Here is a 21,092-nt window from a genome sequence, read left to right on the forward strand (position 1 = left end):
GTTATTGCTCACTAAGTAACAATTACATTAAACCACTTTTATCTAACAAAGACAACCAAGAAATTAAAATTTGTGATTTTTATTTTAAAACGATGAAAAATGTTGATATTAAAGGGATTCTTAATGCGTGATATTATTGATCACTAAATCACAAACTTTGCTGATTATAATTAAAAACAGAATTGGTAGTCACGGTCTTTAACGGCGGGGGTGCATGATAAAATTAAGTCAATCAATCAAAACGGAGGAGCGATTTAATGAGCAGCTTAAGATTTATTTTGGGGACGGCCGCGTATGATCATCAGGCTAATCTGCTGGCTGAGCTGAAACATCAGCTGGCTGCTGACCCCAAAGGCGAGTTCTTTTACCTGGTTCCCAACCATATTAAGTTTGCAACTGAAATCGAAGTACTGAATCGGCTGAAAAGTACAGCTGAACAGGATCAGGATCAGCCATATGCTCAGATGAAGGTGCAGGTATTGTCGTTTAGTCGTCTAGCTTGGTACCTGCTGCGCGACACGCCGGCTTTTCAGGCACCGCGGCTTTCGCCAACTGGGCTTACGATGCTGACGGCTCAGATCGTCAACCAGCATCAAAATGAAATGCAGATGTTTGCCGGCGAAATCAAGCGGCCAGGTTTTATCAAAGAACTGACTCAACAGCTGACTGAGCTGCAGACGGCCCGGATTGCACCAACCGACTATGCTGCCATTATAGAACGCGCGCAGACCTGGGCTAAAGACAATCATCAGATCTTAGATGACGTCTGGCAGGCTAAGCTTAAAGTTATTTTTTTGATTTATGGCAAATTCGTTAAGGCACTGGGCGACTATCAAGATATCAGTCAGATTGACGCGCTTTTGGTGAAATATCTGCAGCAAAAGGATCTGTCACATGCCTATTTTTATCTGGACCGGTTTTCACAGTTTACGGCTCGTGAGCTGCAGATCGTACAAGCACTGATCAAAAATGCCCAGGCGACTACGATTGCACTGGTTTTGGATCGTCCGTACCAAAGTCAGCTGCCGGATGAGCATAATCTATTTTATGAAGCGGGGCGTCAGTACTACCGCTTATCCAAGTTCGCCAAACAAACGCCGGGCGTCAAGCAGTTGGCTGACGTGATGGCTGACCAGCCGCGCGTGACTGCAGATCTGCAGGTGCTGGATCGTGTCTTGGCGGCTCAGGCTCAGATGCTGAATGAACTGCCGAGCGCGCCGCTTCAAGATTCTAAAAGCATTCAGTTCTTTACGGCGCCCAATCGCGTGGCCGAGCTGAATCTGATCGCGGCCAAGATCCGTCAGCTGGTCAGTACGGGCCAGTACCGCTACCGTGACTTCTTGATTTTGACGCGTCATCTGGACGGCTATGCCACGATGCTTGAGTCGGTTTTTAAAGCGCATGAGGTGCCGATCTTTAATGACCTTGAGCGCTTAATGAACAATCATCCCTTGGTAAATCTGATCGAAGCGTTGTTTAAGGTCTATCAGCGTCATTTTGCGACCAGCGATGTTATGCATCTTTTAAAAACAGGACTGCTGATTCCACAACAAATGCATGATGATCTGGGACGGCCCGTTACCCAAAAATATTTCCAAAAGGCCGTCTACCAAACGGAAAACTGGTGTCTCCAGTATGGCCGTACAGGTGATGATTGGCTGAGCAGTCAGAAATGGCATTTTGATCCTAACGTAGATACCGAAGAGCTGCGGCACCATCCGGATATGCAGAAACGCGATCAGTATGCCTCGGCACCGTTAAACGTCGTCAAGGATTACGTCCGCGGACTGCAAAAATTCTTCAGCCAGCTTGATCAAGCAGAAAACGGTACGGCGGCGGCCAAGGCACTGTATGGCTTTTTGGTCAGCGCCGGCGTTGTCAAGCGGCTGGAGGAATGGTCAATTGCCGACAGCCACTCTGATCTGGCAAGGGCTCAAGAACCCCAGCAAGTCTGGCAGGTTTTTTGTAATCTGTTGGATGAGTACGTCCAGATTTTAGGTCAGCAGCAGCCATTTTTAATTGATGAGTTTGCTGATTTGCTGATGGCTGGTTTTGAGGCCGCGCAATACTCGCAGATTCCGTCAACTCTGGATCAGATCGTGATTTCAGAAACCGGGATCGTTCAAACCACCACGCGCAAAGTCGTCTTTATGATGGGCGCAACCAGCGACGTTATGCCAGAAGCCAAATCAGCTACAGGCCTGCTTAGTGATCCGGACCGTGAGCTGCTGAATGCCTGTCTAGATGATGAGCAGTTTCTGCCAGCCAGTGGCGTTGAAGAAATGCGCAACGAGCCGTTTTTAAACTATCTAGGCTTTATGAGCGGTCGTCAGCGTTTGATTATTTCGGCACCGCAGATCGGCAATGATGAAAAACCGCTTGGCATGTCGCCTTATATGATTGATCTGGCAATGGCGTTTGATCGGTGGGATGCTGACAAGAAATGCCTCAAAGATGATTTGCCGTTTATGGCCCAGCCGCAAGATACCGCAACCGTTGCCTGGCCATTTGTCAGCGCGCCATTTGCAGTGTTGGGCACGCTGATGCGGGTCAAACGGCAGGCATTGGATGATCATCAGCCATTGGGCGCGGCCTGGCGCTTTTTAAGCGAGCTGATGGAACAAAAAGTCAAGCGCTATGACTGGACGGCACAAAGTCTTGATTATACCAACGAAACGACGCCGCTGCCGGCTGATTTGGCGGAACGGCTGTATGGCCAATGGGATCCGGAAGCATTGGATGCACGGACGCAGGCATTGCAGAATGGCGAACAGCCACGAGAAATCGTGCCCGCGCTGCAGCATGACACGCTGTATGCCTCAATCTCTCAATTGCAGGACTATTATCGCAACCCATATGAATACTTTCTTAAATATGGGCTGCGCATTCAAAAACGAGAAGAGCTGGAAATCTCGGCCGATAAATCCGGGACGTTTTTCCATGACAGTCTGGATTGCTTCATGCGGCTGCTTAGTGAACAAGGTTTAGAGCTCAGCCAATTGACCGATGATCAGCTGCAGCATCTTACCCATCAGGCAATGGCTTGGGCCTTTGATCAGCAGCCGCAGTTGATTCAATTGACGCAGAACTATCAGCGATTGGCCTTTCGCAAGCGGCAGCTGGAACGTCTGGTAGAAACAATGACGCGGGTTTTGCGTGATCAATCCAAGCTGACGCGTGCCAAAAACGTGGTAACGGAACAGAAATTCGGCGTGATGGACTTGAATGATCAAGGCCAGCATAGCTTTGCGCCATTGATTTACCCGCTTGATCATGGTCACAAGGTCTATCTGCGTGGCCGAATCGACCGGATTGATTCCGTTGAGCTGAATCAGGAGCCGTATTTGATGGTGGTCGACTACAAATCTGGCAATCAGCAGTTTAATCTGGTCGAGGCCTATGACGGCTTGGCACTGCAGATGCTGTCGTATCTAAACAGCCTCAGCCACCAGCTTAAACTGAATCAGCAGTCAGCCAAGATCGCCGGGGCTATGTACCTGCACCTGCAGAACCCCGTCTTTAAATGGGAGGATCTCAGCGGCAGTCTGGCATCTGAAGAATTAAAGAGTCATCGCTACCGAGGGGTCCTGCTGAACAATCGGCAATTGCTGAATGATCTGGATCAGGGCTTTGACAATTTCAAGCCGCAGATTCTGAGCCTGCGTGCCTTTAAGAACGGCAGTATTAAGGCTAACAGCGGCATGGCACTGGTTGACGAAGCGCAGCTAGCCGCTCTTTTGCAGCGCAATCAGGAACGCATCGTTAACGCGGCGACTCAGATCTTTGCTGGGGATACGTCTTTGCGGCCATATCGGCTCGATAAGCGAGATGGTCTGCAATACAGCGACTATCAAGACATCTACCGTTTCGACCCAATGCTGGATCAAAAGAACTACCGTGACATTCTACTAACCGAACGCGACGTGCAGGAAAAGCTGAAACAAGAATCACAGGGGGAAAAACATGAGTGATACCAAGTTTACGCCACAGCAGCAGCGAGCCATTGATGCCAGAACCCATGATATTTTAGTATCGGCATCGGCTGGCGCGGGGAAAACGACGGTATTGGTTGACCGCGTTATCAAAATGCTGAAAGAAGATCCTAATCTCAACATCGATCAGCTGCTGATGGTTACTTTTACCAACGAAGCAGCCGACAACATGCGCGATCGGATTCGGCGCCGCTTGGAAAAAGAGGCCAACAATCGTCATCTGCGCGATCAGATCAACCGGCTGGCGATTGCCCATATCAGTACGATTCATGCCTTTTGCCAACAGCTGATCAAGCGCTACTACTATTTGATTGATTTGGATCCGCAGTTTCGCCTCCTGACCGATGAAACCGAGACGCTCCTTTTGCAAGACCAGGTCTGGGACGATCTTAGAGAAGAACTGTATGCCAGAGACGCGCTGATTAAGGATCCCAGCCAGCGGCCATTTGAGCGGCTGGTGATGAACTTTGTCAATGATCGCAGTGATGACGCGCTGAGCGATATCGTCATGGAACTGGATCGAGTTGCCAACGCGCAGGCTGACCCGCAGGCCTGGCTTTGGCGGTTACCTAAATTATATGAGCTGAACGATGAAGAGCCGACCAAGTCGAACTTTTATCAAAAACAGCTGCTGCCAGTTCTGCAGCGTGAACTAAAGCAGATTCATGCCGATTTTGTCACGCTGACTCATCAGGCCCAGGCAGCTGACTTGGTAACGACCTCACAGCTGCTGGCTGACGATGCCGAGCGGGTCGTGCAGCTGCTAAAGCTGACGCAAACCGGTACTTGGGAAGCAATCGGCGCCCAACTGACCAAAAAAATGTTTCCAACGATCAAAGGGCGGCCAAAAAAAGATGAAACGGCTGCATTGGCGGCATATGATGCGATCAAGGATTCACGCAACGAGCTGCGCGAACAGATTCAAAGTCTGCATGATCACTACTTTATGGATGCCAATCTACTGGTCAAGCTGTCGGCGGGGGCTAAAAAGGTCGTTGATGAATTGGTTCAGGTAGCCTGGCAGTATCGAAAAAACTATCAGCAAGTCAAGCTGCAGCGGCACCTGCTTGATTTTTCCGACTTGGAGCACTATGCCTATCAGATTCTGACAGTTGATACGAATGCCGGCAAGCAGACTTTAAAGAACCTGCAGCGACACTTTAAAGAGATTATGATTGATGAGTATCAAGACACCAATCCGCTGCAGGAAAAGATTCTTCAACAGCTCCATGACCCAAGCGTTAATCGGCTGTTTATGGTTGGTGACGTCAAGCAGTCGATCTATCGGTTCCGGCAGGCTGACCCGACGATGTTTCTGCATAAATATGAAACGTTTGTCAGTGTTGATCAGCTGCAGCCGAATTCACCAGGTGAGCTGATCAACCTGGCCGAAAACTTTCGCTCCATGCCTAACGTGACCGATTTTACCAACCTGCTGTTCAGTCAGCTGATGGATCATCAGGTTGGTGAGATGGACTATGATGAGGCGGCCCATTTGAAGTTTGCCGCGCAATGGTATCCTAAAGAGCAGGTTAAGCCGGTCGAGGTGATGCTCTATGATGCCAATGCTGAGGACAACGATGCCAATGCCAGTCATGAGGCTGATCGTCAGTCAGGTGAGCTGCGGATGGTCGGCATGCGGATTCGTCAAATGTTGGATAATCATGAACAGATTTTTGATCCTGAAGCTCCCGATGGTCATCGTGACATCAAACCAGGCGATATCGTACTTTTGGAACGGGCCAAGTCAATCAACAACACGCTGGTTAATGAGTTTGCCTCATTGAATATTCCGTTGACTGTTCATGGCGTGGAAAACTATTTTAAATCGACCGAGGTGCGGACGATCGTTTCATTGTTGAAGATTATCGACAATCCATATCAAGATATTCCGCTGGTTGCCGTTTTGCGCTCGCCAATCGTTGGACTGACGGAGCCGGAAATGGCCTATCTGCGCATCAATGACCGGCATGACCAGTATTTCCAAGCTTTGGAGCGATTCGTAACGACCTATCATGATTTAAAGCTGCTTGATGATCATCCGTATGGTATTGACCTGGCAGCGCTGTATCAAAGGACGGCCCGCTTTTTGGATCAGCTGCATGAGTTTCATGACATTGCCCAGCGACGTTCATTGGTTGAATTGATTTGGACGATCTATCAAGAAACCGGTTATCTGGACTATGTGGCTGGTATGCCAGGCGGTCAGCAGCGGCAGGCTAATCTGCATGCCTTGTATGAACGAGCACATGGCTATGAAGAAAGCAGCTTTAAGGGGTTGTATCAATTCATTCGGTTCGTCGAGCGCATGCAAAAACGCAATCAGGATCTTGGTGAGGCTCCCGCACAGCTTGCCAGCGATACCGTTAACGTCATGACGATCCATGGTGCCAAGGGGCTGGAATTTCCCGTGGTCTTTTTGATCGACACGGCGCACGGCTTTAAGGATGAAAACGGCAAGGCGATTATTGATGCCAACGCGGGTCTGGGCATCAAGTATCTTGGTCGAGCCGCGGACCAGGCACCTGACGCATTGCCACAGATTCTCTATGATCTGCCACAGCGCAATCTGATTATTGAAGCCCAGCGAGCCAGCAGCCGGGCGGAGGATCTGCGGGTCTTGTATGTTGCCTTGACACGGGCTCAGCAGCGTTTGATCATTACTGGTTCAGTCAATGAAAATAAAGAAGGCACCGGTCGCTCAGGATTGAAGCAGACCGCCAAAACTTGGCAAAAGGCCCTGCAGAGCAGTACTGCCGTTATTGGCTCCCAGGCTCGGCTCAATGCTCATTCGTTTTTGGACTGGATCGGTATGGGAATGGTGCGGGCAGCTGATTTTGATCTGGCTGATCTGGGAATGGAGGCCAACGATGATGAAGCTGCCTGGCAGACCAGCGAAGGCGATTTCTTTGCTCAGCGCTATAATCAAACACAGGTTCAAAAACAGCTTGAGAATCTGGCGGCCCAGCGTGGCGAACAGGCTAAGGAAACCACTGCTCCAACAACACAGCTGACGCCTAAACAGCAGCAGGCCTTTAAACAGGTCGTGGAAATGAAGTATTCGCATCCTGAAGCAGTAATGACAACGGCCTATCAAGCAGTCAGCGATATCAAGCAGCTGTTTGCCGTCCAGGACCCTGACGATCGTGAAATGGGGCGGCTGACTTTTGATCAACAGCAGGTCAAGACAAGCGGCTGGTATCGCAGTGATGATTTTGCCCAGCCTAAGTTTATGATGACTCAAAAACATCAGCCCTCGGCAACTGAAATCGGAACGGCAACGCATTTGGTTTTTCAAAAACTGGACCTAAGCGGCGGTAAGGTAGATGCTGAGCTAGTCAGTCAAACGATTGCTCAATTAAAAATGGATCAGTTGCTAAGCAGTGATGAGCTGGCCGATGCCATTGACGTTGATGGCATCGTAGCCTTCTATCAAACTGAGCTTGGTCAGCGAATTTTGGCGCACGCGGCCAGTCTGCGGCGGGAGGCACCTTTTTCCATGCTGATCAATGCCGCCCAGCTCTTTAAGAATCTGGCAGATGAAAAAGAGGATGCTCCCGTATTGATTCACGGGATTATCGACGGCTATTTTGTCGGTGATGATGGTTTGGAACTGTTTGACTATAAAACCGACCATGTTGATCAATCAACGGCGGCGCTAAAGGAACGTTCTGAGCAGCGGATCGTTGATCGTTACAGCGGTCAGTTGAACCTGTATGCCGGCGCGCTGCAGAATATCGAACGGCAAAAAGTTGCGCATCGCTGGCTGTATCTGGTGGCTGCCCGTGAGTTAAAAGAGATCTAAAAAATGGGAAACGGTAGCAGCTGTTTCCCATTTTGGCTATTTTTCAATGATGCTTTCCTGCAGCAGACCGTCAAAAAAGTGCTGCAGTGAGATCTGTCCGCCATTGGTTTGAACGCCTTTAAGCTTGAGCACTTCATTATGCACGTTTTTATAGCCGAAAAGGTTGTTGGCATATTCCATTAAGATCTCATTTTCCGGATAGTCCAAAAACATGTTGCCGAGATTGTTGAGACCGACTTTTAAAGCCCGCCGAATTCTTTGAAAGACAATTTTTTTGGTATGCGCGTCAAAATGCAGTACGTTGGCAAAATCAATGTCGTTGAAGCCCAGTTTTTGATCCACCATTAGTGAAATAATGCGAATAATATCCTGGCAGCCGGTTTCTGCCGTGATGCCTAAAAAGCGCAGAATTGATTTGATACGGTCAACCTGCTGACGCTGCTGCGACTGGGGGAGATGATAAGGAGCGCTGCTGCCAACCAGCTCAAAAATACGGTTGAGTTTGTCGGTCATTAGCGTATAGCTGGCAATGAGCCGAATAACATGCTTGGTTTCGGCCAGGTTGATTGGCTTTTCCAGGAAAAAGTCAATGCCAGCCTGGTAGGCAGCTGTCCGCGTCTTAGAATCACTTACCGAAGACATCATGATAAAATGCGGCTGACTGTTAGCGGCTTTTAGTTTCTCAATCAGCTGAATTCCTGACATTACTGGCATGCCATAGTCGACCAGCATGATATCGACGCGCAGCCGTAAAAGATCATCATAGGCCTGCTGAGGATTATCGGCGACGCCAACGATTGAATTGTTAAAGTCGTTTTCAATCAAATCGCTAAGCAGATCGATGGTATCCGGATCATCGTCAGCAATGTAAAAATTCATAAAAATACCTCCTAAAGCATAAACATTCTCAAATTGAAGTTTTTGGAAACTTTTTGATGCTTCTTGAATTTTAACATTTTTAGTTGATTGGCAACATCCCTTTTTGAGTGGTAATGTTTTATGCACCGATTTAATGCATATTTCTAAGATAGCGTTTACATTCCTTGATATATCAAGATTAAGATAACCAAAAAAATAAATTTTTCTTTTGAAGTATTTTGAATCATTATGAAGATTATTGAAAACGGTTTCTATGATAGAGACTGTAATTAAGAAGGAGGAACTTAAAAATGTCATTTAACTTACGTAACCGCAGTTTCTTAACACTGGCTGACTTTAACACCCGTGAAATGGAATACATGCTGAACCTGGCCGAAGATTTGAAAAAGGCTAAGTACACGGGCAATGAAGGCAAGCGTCTGGAAGGCAAGAACATTGCCCTGATTTTTGAAAAGAGTTCTACTCGTACTCGTTGTTCATTTGAAGTTGGTGCCAAAGACGAAGGTGCTCACGTAACTTACCTTGGCCCATCTGGTTCTCACATTGGCCACAAGGAATCCGTTAAGGACACGGCTCGCGTATTGGGTGGGATGTTCGATGGTATTGAATACCGTGGTTTCTCCCAACGCAACGTTGAAATCCTGGCTAAGTACTCTGGTGTTCCAGTTTGGAACGGTCTGACTGACGAAGACCACCCAACCCAAGTTCTGGCTGACTTCCTGACGGCTAAGGAAGTTCTGAAGAAGAACTACCAAGACATCAAGTTTGCCTTTGTTGGTGACGGTCAAGATAACGTATCCAACGCTCTGATGCTGGGTGCCGCTGTTATGGGGATGGAATACCACGTTGTAACGCCTAAGGAACTTGAACCAACTAAGGAAACGCTGGACAAGGCTAACGAAATCGCCAAGGAAACTGGTGCCAAGATCGTCGTAACCAACGACATCAAAGAAGGTGTCAAGGGCATGGACGTTATCTACGCCGACGTTTGGGTATCCATGGGTGAATCCGACGACATGTGGGAAAAGCGCATCAAGCTGCTGAAGCCATACCAAGTAACGATGGACGTTATGAAGGCTACTGAAAACCCTAACGTTATCTTCGAACACTGTCTGCCTGCATTCCACAACCTGGACACTGAAGTTGGTCGTGAAATCGAAAAGAAGTTTGGCCTTAAGGAAATGGAAGTTACTGACGAAGTCTTTGAAAGCAAGCACTCCGTTGTCTTCCGTGAAGCCGAAAACCGGATGCACACCATCAAAGCCGTTATGGTTGCCACTCTTGGTGAATAATTAAACATCCAAATTATTAATTGATTCTATTACCAAGGGGGAACTGCATATGGCTAAAGTAGTAGTTGCATTAGGGGGCAATGCTTTAGGCAAGACACCTGAAGAACAGCTTGAATTGGTTAAGAACACGGCTTGGTCTTTGATCAGCCTGGTATCTTCAGGCAATCAAGTAGTTATCAGTCATGGGAATGGTCCACAGGTTGGGGCGATCAACCTGGGTATGAACTATGCCGCTGAAAATGGCAAGGCACCTGCCTTCCCATTCCCAGAATGTGGTGCAATGAGCCAAGGCTACATCGGCTACCACCTGCAGCAAAGTCTGCAAAACGAACTGCATCGTCGCTGGATGAACAAGAACGTGGTTACGATGGTTACGCAAGTTGCTGTTGATCCAAAGGACCAAGCTTTTGAGAATCCAACGAAGCCAGTTGGTGATTTCTATACTAAGGAACAAGCCGAAGCAATCGAAAAAGAAAAAGGCTACACGTTTGTTGAAGACGCAGGTCGCGGCTACCGTCAAGTCGTTCCATCACCGCTGCCAAAGCGGATTTTGGAAATCGACAGCATCAACAAGCTGATCGAAGCCGGCGACTTGGTAATCGCAGGTGGCGGGGGCGGGGTTCCCGTTGTCTTTACTGATGAAGGTCTGCAAGGCGTGCCAGCCGTTATCGACAAGGACCGGACGAGTGCCCTGCTGGCCGACAACATCAATGCCGACAAGCTGATCATTTTGACGGCGGTTGACTATGTCTATGTTCACTACAACCAACCAGATCAAAAGACGCTGAAGAAGTTAACGATTTCTGAAGCCAAGAAGTACATCGACGAAAAGCAGTTTGCTGCCGGCAGTATGCTGCCTAAGATCGAAGCCTGCATGTCATTCGTTAAGGATCATCCAGACCGTGAAGCCATCATCACTTCACTGAGCGGTTTGAAGGATGCCTTGGCTGGCAAGCTGGGTACGGTTATCGTTGATGGCTAGTTCAAAATAACTCCTTAAATCCACTGACGTAAGTCTCCTAAGCATTAATACCAATAGCAAAAAGAGTCGTCTCGCAAAACGCGGGGCGACTTTTTTGATGCAGCTAATATAAATAAAAAGGGATCAGTCAGGCAAGACTGATCCTTTCATGGTTAGTAGTCGCCGTTTAGGATGGAGTTTTTAACAACCACGTAGTCAACTTTGGTAATTGACTTAAGGTCGCGGCCCCCGGCATATGAGATTGAAGACTGCAGATCTTCTTGCATTTCCAGCAGCGTGTCTTTAATTGAACCGCGGAATGGGACCAGCATCTGCTTGCCTTCGACATTGCGGTAGGCACCTTTTTGCACTTCGGAAGCCGAGCCCCAGTACTGCTTGTAGCGCTTGCCGTCGATGGTGATCAGATGACCAGGAGATTCCTGGTGACCAGCCAAGAGCGAGCCAATCATGACCATTGAGGCGCCGAAACGAACCGATTTGGCAATATCACCGTTATGCCGAATTCCACCATCGGCAATCAGCGGCTTGCTGGCGGCCTTACTGCACAGACGCAGTGCGGCTAGTTGCCAGCCACCAGTTCCAAAGCCGGTCTTGAGCTTGGTGATGCAGGCTTTACCAGGACCGACGCCGACCTTGGTAGCATCCGCACCGGCATTCTCCAGTTCCCGAACAGCTTCAGGAGTGGCAACGTTGCCGGCAGTTAAGAATGATTCAGGTAATTGTTGCTTAATATAACGAATCATTTTAATTACATAGTCTGAGTGTCCGTGAGCAACATCAATTGTAATGTATTCTGGGACTAAATGTTCGGATTTTAATTGATCGATAAAATCGTATTCACTATCTTTGATTCCAACCGAAATAGAGGCAAATAAACCGCGGTCGTGCATGCGCTTAACGAAATCGGCACGGTCTTCGGGCTGGAAACGATGCATTACATAGTAGTAGTCGTTTTGGGCCAGCCAGATTGCCAGATCCTCGTCAATTACGCTCTCCATGTTGGCAGGAACGACGGGAATCTTGAAAGTCTTGGGACCAAACTTAACGCTGGTATCGGCTTCGCTGCGACTCTTGATGATGCACTTGTTAGGCACCAGTTGAATGTCATCGTAATCAAAAGTTTCCATGAGTCAAGGCTCCTTTTTGGTAAAAATGTAATACGTTAAACCTTAGCTATTATGCACAAACAAATTCATGCCGTCAAGCATAAAACGCACATTTCTGATTAGGGTTTTTGAAAACGTTCGGTTAATATCTTGCAAATTTTTGGTAAATCGTATAATATCATTAAGTAAGTACGTGCTCATAAAGAAATTTTAGATGAGGTGACTAATTAATGGCATCAGTAGTAATCGTCGGCAGTCAATGGGGCGACGAAGGCAAGGGCAAAATGACCGACTATCTTAGTCAGGAAGCCGATGTCGTCGTTCGTTCGCAGGGGGGCAACAATGCCGGCCATTCCATCAGCTTTGACGGCAAAAAATTTGCTCTGCGCTTGATTCCATCAGGGATTTTCGGCGCTAAAAAGCTTTCCGTGATTGGTAATGGGGTCGTGGTAAACCCTAAGGCACTGCTTGAAGAAATCCATTACTTAAATGATAATGGCATCAGCACGGATGGTCTTAGAATTTCTAACCGCGCCCATGTTACCCTGCCTTACCACCTGCTTCTTGACAAGTGCCAAGAAGAGGCTAAGGGTGACAAGAAGGTTGGCACGACGCAAAAAGGGATTGGTCCAACCTATATGGATAAGGTTGCGCGAACTGGGATTCGGATGTGCGACTTATTGGAACGCGATGTCTTTGCTGAAAAGCTGCGAGCTAACCTGGCTGCCAAAAACGAGCTGTTTACGAAGATCTACCATGTTGAGCCGCTCAAATTTGATGACATCTTTAATGAATATTACGAGTACGGTCAAGAACTGAAGAAATACGTTACTGACACCTCTCTGTTGGTCAATGATGAATTGGATGCCGGCAAAAAAGTATTGTTTGAAGGCGCGCAGGGAACGATGCTGGATATTGACGATGGTACCTACCCATACGTTACCTCTTCTAATTCGGGAGCTGCCGGAGCGCCAACCGGAGCGGGTGTGGGACCTAACCAGATCGATACGGTCGTTGGCATCTGCAAGGCTTACTGCACGCGGGTTGGGGCTGGTCCTTTCCCAACTGAGCTACATGATGAGATTGGTGCCCACATTCGCGAAGTTGGTCATGAATACGGGGTCGTAACCGGTCGTCCACGGCGGGTTGGTTGGTTTGACTCAGTTGCCATGCGCCATGCGCGTCGAGTTGATGGCATGACCTACCTGAGTCTGAACCTGCTTGACGTCTTGTCTGGCTTGAAAACGGTCAAGATCTGCAAGGCCTACCGTCTGGATGGTCAAGAAATCGACTACTACCCAGCCAGCTTGGCCGAACTGGATCGCTGCGAACCGGTTTATGAAGAGCTGCCAGGTTGGGAAGGCGACATTACGCAGATCAAGAGTTATGATGAGCTGCCAGAAAATGCCAAGAACTACCTAAAGCGGATCTGTGAATTGTCACAAACGCCATTGGCTACGATCTCAGTCGGCCCAGACCGTGAGCAGACGATTATTTTGCATGATCCTTGGTTAGGCTAATCAAAATTAAATTAGGCTCGGTACTGCAATGTATCGGGCTTTTTGATTTGAAATTCTCATTATTTTTGGGGTACAATGTAGCCACAATATAGGTACAAGAGGTGATTAATATGGCAAACACAACAAAAGTGTCAGCTCGTATGGATCCTGAATTGAAAAAAGAAGCTGAAGATATTTTGGATGACATGGGATTAAACTTCTCTGTTTGGATTACCCTTGCCACCAAAGCATTGGTCAATGAACGAAAAATTCCTTTTGAAATAAAAGCCAGTCCTTTTTACAGTGATGCCAATATCAAGGAGCTTGAAAAACGGTACGCAGAATATAAACAAGATAAAGGCATTGAGAAGCATGATCTTTTGGGGGAAGATTAGATGTTTTTCTGAAAAGAAGAAGCTTGGGAAGAGTACGTAGCTTGGCAAAATGAAGATAGGAAAACTCTAAAGCGAATTAATAAGCTAATTAGATCTATCCAGCGTGACGGTTATAACAAGGGACTCGGAAAGCCAGAACCCTTAAAACATAATTTAAGTGGTGTCTGGTCACGGCGGATTAATGATACTGATCGTCTTGTCTACGTTCCTGAAGGCAGAGGTGATTTTACAATTCTGCAATGCAAGTCACATTGTGATAGTTAAGCTGGCTCGGTACTGCAATGTATCGGGCTTTTTGGTTTGAAGAGAGGAACCTTGACTCTAATAAGATGCTGCTTGATTAAGTCTTCATTAGAATTGGTGCTGATGGTTGACACTGCTGAGCTAGGCAGTTACACTAACAATTAAAGTATTGAGCACCTTTAACTTGGTCCCGTGAGGCTGAAAAGGAACGGATAAATGTTGCGTCTCCTCGTTTTGGTGCGAAGAGACGCTTTTTCTTTCAGCAAATAAAATAAAGGAGTGAACTTCATGGCTCATGAAATCGTTGACGGTTCAAGCATGCAACGGGCACTGACCCGAATTACCTACGAAATTATCGAACAAAACAAAGGTGTCGAAAACCTGGTCTTTGTTGGAATCAAAACGCGCGGCGTCTACCTGGCCCAGCGTCTTGCCAAGCGCATGGAACAGCTGGAAGGGGTCAAGGTGCCAGTAGGAACGCTTGATATTACACTGTATCGTGACGACCGCCATCGTCCAGATCATAAAGTTGAGCCAGAAGTCAAGACTACTGATCTCGGCGTCGACATCAATGATAAGCATGTTATTTTAGTCGACGACGTTTTATTCACGGGACGGACAGTCCGGGCTGCGTTAGATGCCTTGATGGATATGGGGCGGCCTAAGCGCATCTCGTTGGCGGTCTTGGTTGATCGTGGCCACCGTGAGCTGCCGATTCGGCCTGATTTTGTCGGCAAGAACATTCCAACGTCAACTAATGAAACGGTACACGTGGCAGTCGAAGAATACGATGGTCATGAAGATATCTCAATTGAATAGTCTAACTTAGCGTTGCCATTTAATGAACTCCAGAGAGGGTCAAACGGTGCGGTGAGGTTTTTAACCGACCTTAAAAGCATCAGTGCTCTCCTGAAGTGAGCAGCTGATGCTTTTTTCGAAAGGGGAAAATTATGAGTCGTTTATCAGTTTCACTTCCAGGGCTGCATTTGAAAAATCCGGTAATCCCAGCCAGCGGGACCTGCTGGTATGGTCAAGAGATTGCCCGCAACTATGATTTGAACAAATTAGGTTCATTAGTTATCAAGTCGACCACCAGTCAGCCACGCAAAGGGAATCCAGCTCCCCGCGCCTGTGAAACGTCTGCCGGCTGGCTGAATGCCTATGGTCTGAACAATACTGGGGTTGACAACGTGGTTCAAGAAAAGCTGCCATGGTTGGCGCGCAACTATCCTGAACTGCCGGTGATTGCCAGTGCGGCTGGTTTTAGCGAGGAAGAATATGAGGCAGTTGCGGCCAAGTTGGGGACCTCGCCTTACGTTAGTGCCATGGAACTTAACGTCTCCTGTCCCAATGTCAAGCATGGCGGTCTGGCAATGGGGACCGATCCGGAATTATTGGAACGCTTGACGCGACGCTGCGTGGCGGTTTCCAACGTGCCAGTCTACGTTAAGCTGACGCCAAACATTACCGACATCGTTCCACTGGCTAAAGCCGCAATTAATGGTGGCGCAGCCGGCTTGACGATGATCAACACTCTGACTGGCATGGCAATTGATCTGAAGACGCGCAAGCCAAAACTGGCCAACGTCACGGGTGGGCTTTCTGGAGCAGCTCTAAAGCCGATTGCACTACGGATGATTCACCAGGTTCGCGAATTCTCCAACATTCCGATTATTGGCGTTGGCGGAGTTGAAACTCCTGAAGACGTTTTGGAATTTATGATGGCTGGTGCCAATGCCGTTGAGGTCGGCGCGGCCAGCTTCCATGATCCGCTGGCTTGTCCTAAGATTATTGACCAACTGCCAACAGTGATGGATTATTATGGTATTGAAAAACTGACAGATCTGAATGAGGTACGATTTTAATGGAACGATTTGAACCTATGGTGGCCATTGATGTTGACACGAAACAGGCCGCACTGAAGCTTTTTGACGAACTCTCCAACGACACGGCTCATACGCCGATCGTCAAAATTGGGATGGAGCTGTACTACGCGTTTGGTCCTGGTATCGTTAAGGAAGCCAAGCAGCGCGGCTTTAAGATCTTCTTGGATTTAAAGCTCTACGACATTCCCAACACCGTTAAGCGGGCGATGACGGCAATTGGTAAGATGGGCGTTTCCTTTGTGACAACGCACGCGGCTGGCGGCAGCGAGATGCTGCAAGCGGCCAAGGCAGGGCTGGCAGAAGGTGCCCAAGCGGCCGGCTGTCCAATGCCTAAATTGCTGGCCATTACGGAACTGACTTCGATTGATGATCGGATTTTGCATGAAGAACAGCACGTTGACTTCAGCTTGATCGAAGCCGTACAGAACTATGCGCAGCTTTCGGAAAAGAACGGTCTGGACGGGGTCGTCTGCTCAGCTCAAGAAGTCAAAGCCATTCGTAAAGTCACTGGTCCCGATTTTCTGTGCGTCACACCAGGGATTCGGCCTAATCTGCAGGTTCATGATGATCAAAAGCGGGTCGTTACGCCACAACAGGCTCGCGAGCTAGGCAGCAATGGAATCGTGGTTGGCCGGCCGATCACGCTGGCAGAAGATCCAGTCAGTGCCTACCAGACGATTCGTCAAGCATTTATGGAAGGGGAAAACTAAATATGTCAACACAAGCCGAAATCGTTGCTAAAGATCTTTTAGACATTCAAGCAATCACCTTAAGCCCCGACAAGCCATTTACTTGGGCCAGTGGATTGCACTCGCCAATCTATACCGACAATCGGCTGACAATCTCTTATCCAGCCGTACGCCGCAATATCTATGAAGGCATGGTCCAGCTGATCAACGAACATTTTCAAGACGTCGATGTAATTGCCGGGACTGCTACGGCTGGGATTCCGCACGCGGCTTGGGTTGCTGAAAAAATGGGTTTGCCAATGATCTATGTGCGTTCCAAGCCAAAAGATCATGGTCAAGGCAAGCAGACGGAAGGCGTTCTTTATGAAGGGCAGCGCGTAGTTGTGATTGATGATTTGATTTCGACTGGCGGCAGTGTCTTAAAAGCTGTTAAAGCTGTTGAAAAAGAAGGCGCTGATGTGGTGGGCGTAGTTTCCGTCTTCACCTATGAGCTGCCGGCCGCAGATGACAACTTCCAACAGTTTGGCATTCCATACTACTCGGTAACCAACTACACGACCTTGATTGAGACTGCTGAAAAGACTGATTTGATCGATCGTAATCAAATGAAGGATCTGCATGAATGGCGCAAGGATCCGGCTGCTTGGTCAGCTCGTCATTAAAAATAAAAACGATAGCTGTGCAGCTATCGTTTTTATTTTTGCCGATATTTTTCTTTCCAGTAACCGGCTTGCGATAAGACCTCTTTGGAACGCTCATCGGCTGGATAGAATCCTTTGGTGAACAGGTGTCTAAAGTACATCATATTGTAAAAGAAGCAGAAGAACAGCGTTGGCCATGGGAAATCAAGCATCCAGTTCCATTTGAAAAACAGCCCGACCAAAACATAGTCCAGATCCAAGACGATCATTAAAAAGAAGTTGTACCAGTCATTGCGGAACAAAGCTGGAAACGGGCCGAACAAAAAGACGGTCCAAGAAAAGCCGACCTTGGCAATTCGCATTTCACCCGCATCGTTTTTGATCTTGGCGTAGTTTGGCGGTATTGGCAGATTATTAAAAAAATCCTGATTATTTTGATTATTATTGCCAAATGGATTCTGCATCCGTCCAGGCCTCCCTTTGTACATTTATCCATTAATCATAACATAACTGAGAATGCGGACCTAATAATGTCAACAGTTCAATCATGTTTTCTTCATATTCAGATGTTAAACTTAAACAGTAAGTGCGAGCAAAGAAAAGGGTGAAAAAATTGCTGTTGTTTTTAAATGATAACCTTCAGCGCAATCAATCAGGAATTGAGCACGCCCAAATCAAGCGACTCAATCTGTTTAAAAAATTCAATCAGCCAGCCAAGATTGTGACGCGGCAGTATTCCAACGAGCTGCATCTGGTTGTGAATGAAGCTGGAATCGCTGATCAGGATTTTATCAATCTATTCGATTATTTCCAAAATGCCTGCCTGGTGCCGCATCGGATCGTCAAGGTTCAGGATCTGCATCTAAATCCAAAGTGGAAACGCAGGGCAGACGGCATCAACTATAACTATTATGATGGGAAGACACGGGTCATGTACGTTCGCCGTCGCAATGATCGTGATCGCAGCATCATCAATCTGCAGTATTTTGACCATTTCGGCAAGCTGTTGAAAGTAGTCTGGTATGACAATCGGGGATTTGCGTCGGTTGAACAGCTGTATGACTGGGCGGGGCAGATTGCCGTGGAAAACTATCTGCGTCCCGATGGCCAGTTGGCACTGCAGAAGGTGAACTTTAAGGATCGCCGCCAGCAAAAGACAACCAGCTATCATTTGTTCAACTGGCATGGTCAGGATTGGCAGTTTGCTGATTTTGATGAATTGACGCGCTTTTTCTATGATCAGTTAGCCACGGATCCTGCCTTGAATGGTGACGGTCCGCTGGGCTTGGTCGTGGATCGCGTCTATGAGTTGGGTTGGGCAGTCTTAAATATGCACCGTCGCGTTTTCCGCGTCATGCAGCTGCATAATGATCATGTCAATAACCCCAACGACATGCTGCACTCAACGCTAAACTACAACTATCAATGGGGATTGGATCATCTGAAAGACTGGGATGGCATTATTGCTCTAACACCGCAGCAGCAGGCTGATGTCCAGGCGCGTTTTGGCAAGCAGGGCGTTAAGATCTATCGGATTCCGGGACCAATCGTGGCTGACGAGGTCTTGGAAGCGCCGCATGTTGATTTTGCCAAGCGGCAGCGCGATCTGGTCGTGATGGTGGCACGGCTCTCGCCAGAAAAACAGCAGGATCATCTGCTGCAGGCCTGGCCCGCGATTTTGCGGCAGGTTCCCGATGCCCGGCTGGAGCTTTGGGGCTATGCCAATGATAATTTCGATCAGAAGCTCAAAGCCCAGGTCAGTGCCGAGCAGATTGAGAGCTCAGTGACCTTTTGCGGCTATACTACCGATGTCAATGCAGTCTATGAACGGGCACAGCTATTGATTTTACCCAGTCGTGCGGAAGGCCTGCCACTGTCTTTAGTAGAAGCGCAGTCGCATGGGCTGCCGATCGTGGCCAATGATATCAAGTATGGTCCGGCCGATGTCGTAATTGATCAGCAGGATGGTTTGCTGACTAAAAATGGTGATATTGAAGGTTTGGCAAAAGCAATCACCAGTCTGCTGACGAATCAGACCAGACTGGCCAAGTTTAGCGAGCATGCCTATCAAGACAGTGCTCGCTACTCGGCGGCTAATGTCATGAAACTATGGAATGAGCTGCTTGATGATATGCCAAAGGGGGCCAATGACTGATGAGATTTTTTGTTAATCAGTATCTGCTGGGAAAAAACTCTAGCGTTGAACATGCCGAATTAAAGCGTCTGCAGCTGTTCAAGGATCATCAGACGTCGGCCCAGCTGGTCACGCGCGATTTTGATCCAGTGCTTCACCGCACGATGCAGAACTTTGGCGTCACTAACGATCAGCTGACCAATCTGTATGATTTTTTTGCTCAGACCACTGACTACCAGGGACAGCCAATGCATACCGAGGATCTGAAACTGGCAGTCGACTATCAGATCGGCACGGGCAGCAACTTTCGTGAGGTTCGGGATGGTGGTCGCTTGGCAGCAACGATCTATTTTGCCGGTGGGACGATTGGCCAGATTCATCACATTGACTGGTATGATCAGACCGGCAGCCTGACTTTGCGCAATACTTATGATATTCGGGGCTTTAAAGCTGTTGATGAATTCTTTGGTCAGGATGGTCATGAATTCAACGCCCGTTATTATCGTCCCGATGGTCAGCTGTATCTGGAGCGCTACTTTGTCAAATCGGTTCAGAATACGCCAATTAATTCGCTTAACATTCTAAAAAACTGGCATGGTCAGGATTATTGGTTTGCCAGTGAAAATGAAATGTTTGCCTTCTTTTTGGATGAACTGAACCGTGCTCATGGTGAGAACAACGTCTTTATCGCGGATCGGCCGGCAGTTGCCATTGATCCGATTCTGCATATGCATTCCAAGGTCCATCGTTATCTATGGCTGCCGATGAGTCACGTTAATGATGGCCAGGATCCATTGAAGGCGCCTTTTAACAGTCTGTTGCAAAATGCACTGACGGAAAATCTGCATCGCTGGGATGGCATTATCGTGATGACTCAGGCTCAGGCACGCGTCTTGAGTCAGCGCTTGGGTAAATCGGCACGTGTTTTAACGATTAATGGCACGCCGGTCAAAAAGGCAGTTAAACGCGTCAAGATGGCTGACCGGCTGCCTAACCAGCTGATCAGTGTCGGCCGGCTTGGCTATGACAAGCAGACTGATCAATTGCTGCAGATCTTTGCCAAAATCAAAGCTGCCGTGCCTGACGCGAAATTAACGCTTTATGGTTATGGCGCGCCTAATGACACGGCTGACTTTAAGCAACTGGCAAAAGAACTTAAGATTGACGCCGCGGTTGAATTTGCCGATTATCAATACCCTTTGGACATGGCTTTTGATCAAGCGCAACTGATGCTTAATACCAGTCGGATTGACGCACAGCCTTTGGCGATGGGCGAGGCGCTGGGGCATGGCGTTCCGGTTGTCAGCTATGATTTCTCATATGGCCCAGACGAGATGATCATCAATTATGAAAATGGCCGACTGATCGCGCTGAATCATCCAGCCAGCATGGTTAAGACTGTTGTTGAGCTTTTAAACGACTCCGCTAAGCTTCAGCAGCTGAGCGACCATGCCTATGATGACCTGGACAATATCAGTGCCGCGGCAACTTGGAAGCAGTGGCAGGCAGTCAGGTAGCGAATTTGAAGTTGGGCTCATCAAAAAAACTG

15 protein-coding genes and 1 pseudogene are annotated in these 21,092 nt (G+C 48.0%); 13 read left to right on the forward strand and 3 right to left on the reverse strand.

Going from position 1 to position 21,092, the window contains the following annotated elements; all coding sequences use genetic code 11:
- Nucleotides 1-257 precede the first annotated feature (257 nt).
- Entirely contained in the window at nt 258-3,971 is a 3,714-nt protein-coding gene (locus tag ACLUWI_RS01405; protein WP_412145853.1) for a PD-(D/E)XK nuclease family protein, read from the forward strand.
- Nucleotides 3,964-7,797, forward strand: a complete 3,834-nt coding sequence (addA, locus tag ACLUWI_RS01410) for a helicase-exonuclease AddAB subunit AddA (RefSeq protein WP_412145854.1) — start codon at nt 3,964-3,966, stop codon at nt 7,795-7,797. Before ACLUWI_RS01405 ends, addA begins: the two co-directional genes overlap by 8 nt.
- Nucleotides 7,798-7,833: 36 nt before the next feature.
- Here the strand turns inward: addA and ACLUWI_RS01415 are convergent, their stop codons facing one another.
- Nucleotides 7,834-8,676 carry a DNA-binding domain-containing protein gene (locus ACLUWI_RS01415; protein WP_412145855.1) on the reverse strand — a complete coding sequence of 281 codons (843 nt, stop codon included), beginning with the start codon at nt 8,674-8,676 and terminating at the stop codon, nt 7,834-7,836.
- A 290-nt stretch (nt 8,677-8,966) separates the two neighbouring features.
- Here ACLUWI_RS01415 and argF point away from each other — a divergent pair, with 290 nt between their 5' ends.
- Nucleotides 8,967-9,968: an ornithine carbamoyltransferase gene (gene argF / locus ACLUWI_RS01420; protein ID WP_006500908.1), complete on the forward strand. Its 1,002-nt coding sequence runs from the start codon at nt 8,967-8,969 to the stop codon at nt 9,966-9,968.
- 49 nt (nt 9,969-10,017) lie between these two features.
- On the forward strand, nt 10,018-10,950 hold the full coding sequence (gene arcC / locus ACLUWI_RS01425; RefSeq protein ID WP_412145856.1) for a carbamate kinase: 933 nt from the start codon (nt 10,018-10,020) through the stop codon (nt 10,948-10,950).
- Between the two features lie 152 nt (nt 10,951-11,102).
- Here the strand turns inward: arcC and ACLUWI_RS01430 are convergent, their stop codons facing one another.
- Nucleotides 11,103-12,077, reverse strand: coding sequence for a GMP reductase (locus ACLUWI_RS01430; RefSeq protein WP_033934575.1), 975 nt, complete (start codon nt 12,075-12,077; stop codon nt 11,103-11,105).
- A gap of 209 nt (nt 12,078-12,286) precedes the next feature.
- On the opposite strand from ACLUWI_RS01430, the gene ACLUWI_RS01435 reads away from it, so the two are divergent.
- The 7 genes and pseudogenes from ACLUWI_RS01435 to pyrE all read left to right on the forward strand — a co-directional run bounded on the left by ACLUWI_RS01435 (nt 12,287) and on the right by pyrE (nt 17,430).
- Nucleotides 12,287-13,576 (forward strand): adenylosuccinate synthase, encoded by a 1,290-nt coding sequence (locus ACLUWI_RS01435; protein WP_412145857.1) that lies wholly within the window; start codon nt 12,287-12,289, stop codon nt 13,574-13,576.
- 110 nt (nt 13,577-13,686) lie between these two features.
- Nucleotides 13,687-13,950, forward strand: coding sequence for a type II toxin-antitoxin system RelB/DinJ family antitoxin (locus tag ACLUWI_RS01440; RefSeq protein WP_272215936.1), 264 nt, complete (start codon nt 13,687-13,689; stop codon nt 13,948-13,950).
- Between the two features lie 15 nt (nt 13,951-13,965).
- Nucleotides 13,966-14,214 (forward strand): annotated as a pseudogene (locus tag ACLUWI_RS01445) (Txe/YoeB family addiction module toxin); the annotation flags it as partial.
- Nucleotides 14,215-14,481: 267 nt separating this feature from the next.
- Entirely contained in the window at nt 14,482-15,012 is a 531-nt protein-coding gene (gene pyrR, locus ACLUWI_RS01450) for a bifunctional pyr operon transcriptional regulator/uracil phosphoribosyltransferase PyrR (RefSeq protein WP_006500912.1), read from the forward strand.
- 131 nt (nt 15,013-15,143) lie between these two features.
- On the forward strand, nt 15,144-16,058 hold the full coding sequence (locus tag ACLUWI_RS01455; protein WP_412145858.1) for a dihydroorotate dehydrogenase: 915 nt from the start codon (nt 15,144-15,146) through the stop codon (nt 16,056-16,058).
- Nucleotides 16,058-16,789 carry an orotidine-5'-phosphate decarboxylase gene (gene pyrF / locus ACLUWI_RS01460; protein WP_412145859.1) on the forward strand — a complete coding sequence of 244 codons (732 nt, stop codon included), beginning with the start codon at nt 16,058-16,060 and terminating at the stop codon, nt 16,787-16,789. Before ACLUWI_RS01455 ends, pyrF begins: the two co-directional genes overlap by 1 nt.
- Nucleotides 16,790-16,791: 2 nt before the next feature.
- Entirely contained in the window at nt 16,792-17,430 is a 639-nt protein-coding gene (pyrE, locus tag ACLUWI_RS01465) for an orotate phosphoribosyltransferase (RefSeq protein ID WP_412145860.1), read from the forward strand.
- Nucleotides 17,431-17,462: 32 nt separating this feature from the next.
- Here the strand turns inward: pyrE and ACLUWI_RS01470 are convergent, their stop codons facing one another.
- Nucleotides 17,463-17,873: a hypothetical protein gene (locus tag ACLUWI_RS01470; RefSeq protein ID WP_412145861.1), complete on the reverse strand. Its 411-nt coding sequence runs from the start codon at nt 17,871-17,873 to the stop codon at nt 17,463-17,465.
- Nucleotides 17,874-18,022: 149 nt separating this feature from the next.
- Here ACLUWI_RS01470 and ACLUWI_RS01475 point away from each other — a divergent pair, with 149 nt between their 5' ends.
- Together ACLUWI_RS01475 and ACLUWI_RS01480 are read left to right on the forward strand one after the other, a co-directional pair.
- A complete protein-coding gene (locus tag ACLUWI_RS01475) occupies nt 18,023-19,564 on the forward strand; it encodes a glycosyltransferase (protein WP_412145862.1) in 1,542 nt (513 codons plus the stop codon).
- Nucleotides 19,564-21,060: a glycosyltransferase gene (locus ACLUWI_RS01480; RefSeq protein WP_412145863.1), complete on the forward strand. Its 1,497-nt coding sequence runs from the start codon at nt 19,564-19,566 to the stop codon at nt 21,058-21,060. Before ACLUWI_RS01475 ends, ACLUWI_RS01480 begins: the two co-directional genes overlap by 1 nt.
- Nucleotides 21,061-21,092 lie beyond the last annotated feature (32 nt).

Origin of the sequence: Limosilactobacillus mucosae (genome assembly GCF_046939755.1) — a bacterium.
Classification (GTDB): Bacteria; Bacillota; Bacilli; order Lactobacillales; family Lactobacillaceae; genus Limosilactobacillus; species Limosilactobacillus mucosae_A.

What these genes read in the sequence shown, in the direction of transcription:
- ACLUWI_RS01405 (WP_412145853.1), top strand. Translation starts at nt 258, where the DNA reads ATGAGCAGCTTAAGATTTATTTTGGGGACGGCCGCGTATGATCATCAG.
- addA (WP_412145854.1), top strand. Translation starts at nt 3,964, where the DNA reads ATGAGTGATACCAAGTTTACGCCACAGCAGCAGCGAGCCATTGATGCC.
- ACLUWI_RS01415 (WP_412145855.1), bottom strand. Translation starts at nt 8,676, where the DNA reads ATGAATTTTTACATTGCTGACGATGATCCGGATACCATCGATCTGCTT.
- argF (WP_006500908.1), top strand. Translation starts at nt 8,967, where the DNA reads ATGTCATTTAACTTACGTAACCGCAGTTTCTTAACACTGGCTGACTTT.
- arcC (WP_412145856.1), top strand. Translation starts at nt 10,018, where the DNA reads ATGGCTAAAGTAGTAGTTGCATTAGGGGGCAATGCTTTAGGCAAGACA.
- ACLUWI_RS01430 (WP_033934575.1), bottom strand. Translation starts at nt 12,077, where the DNA reads ATGGAAACTTTTGATTACGATGACATTCAACTGGTGCCTAACAAGTGC.
- ACLUWI_RS01435 (WP_412145857.1), top strand. Translation starts at nt 12,287, where the DNA reads ATGGCATCAGTAGTAATCGTCGGCAGTCAATGGGGCGACGAAGGCAAG.
- ACLUWI_RS01440 (WP_272215936.1), top strand. Translation starts at nt 13,687, where the DNA reads ATGGCAAACACAACAAAAGTGTCAGCTCGTATGGATCCTGAATTGAAA.
- pyrR (WP_006500912.1), top strand. Translation starts at nt 14,482, where the DNA reads ATGGCTCATGAAATCGTTGACGGTTCAAGCATGCAACGGGCACTGACC.
- ACLUWI_RS01455 (WP_412145858.1), top strand. Translation starts at nt 15,144, where the DNA reads ATGAGTCGTTTATCAGTTTCACTTCCAGGGCTGCATTTGAAAAATCCG.
- pyrF (WP_412145859.1), top strand. Translation starts at nt 16,058, where the DNA reads ATGGAACGATTTGAACCTATGGTGGCCATTGATGTTGACACGAAACAG.
- pyrE (WP_412145860.1), top strand. Translation starts at nt 16,792, where the DNA reads ATGTCAACACAAGCCGAAATCGTTGCTAAAGATCTTTTAGACATTCAA.
- ACLUWI_RS01470 (WP_412145861.1), bottom strand. Translation starts at nt 17,873, where the DNA reads ATGCAGAATCCATTTGGCAATAATAATCAAAATAATCAGGATTTTTTT.
- ACLUWI_RS01480 (WP_412145863.1), top strand. Translation starts at nt 19,564, where the DNA reads ATGAGATTTTTTGTTAATCAGTATCTGCTGGGAAAAAACTCTAGCGTT.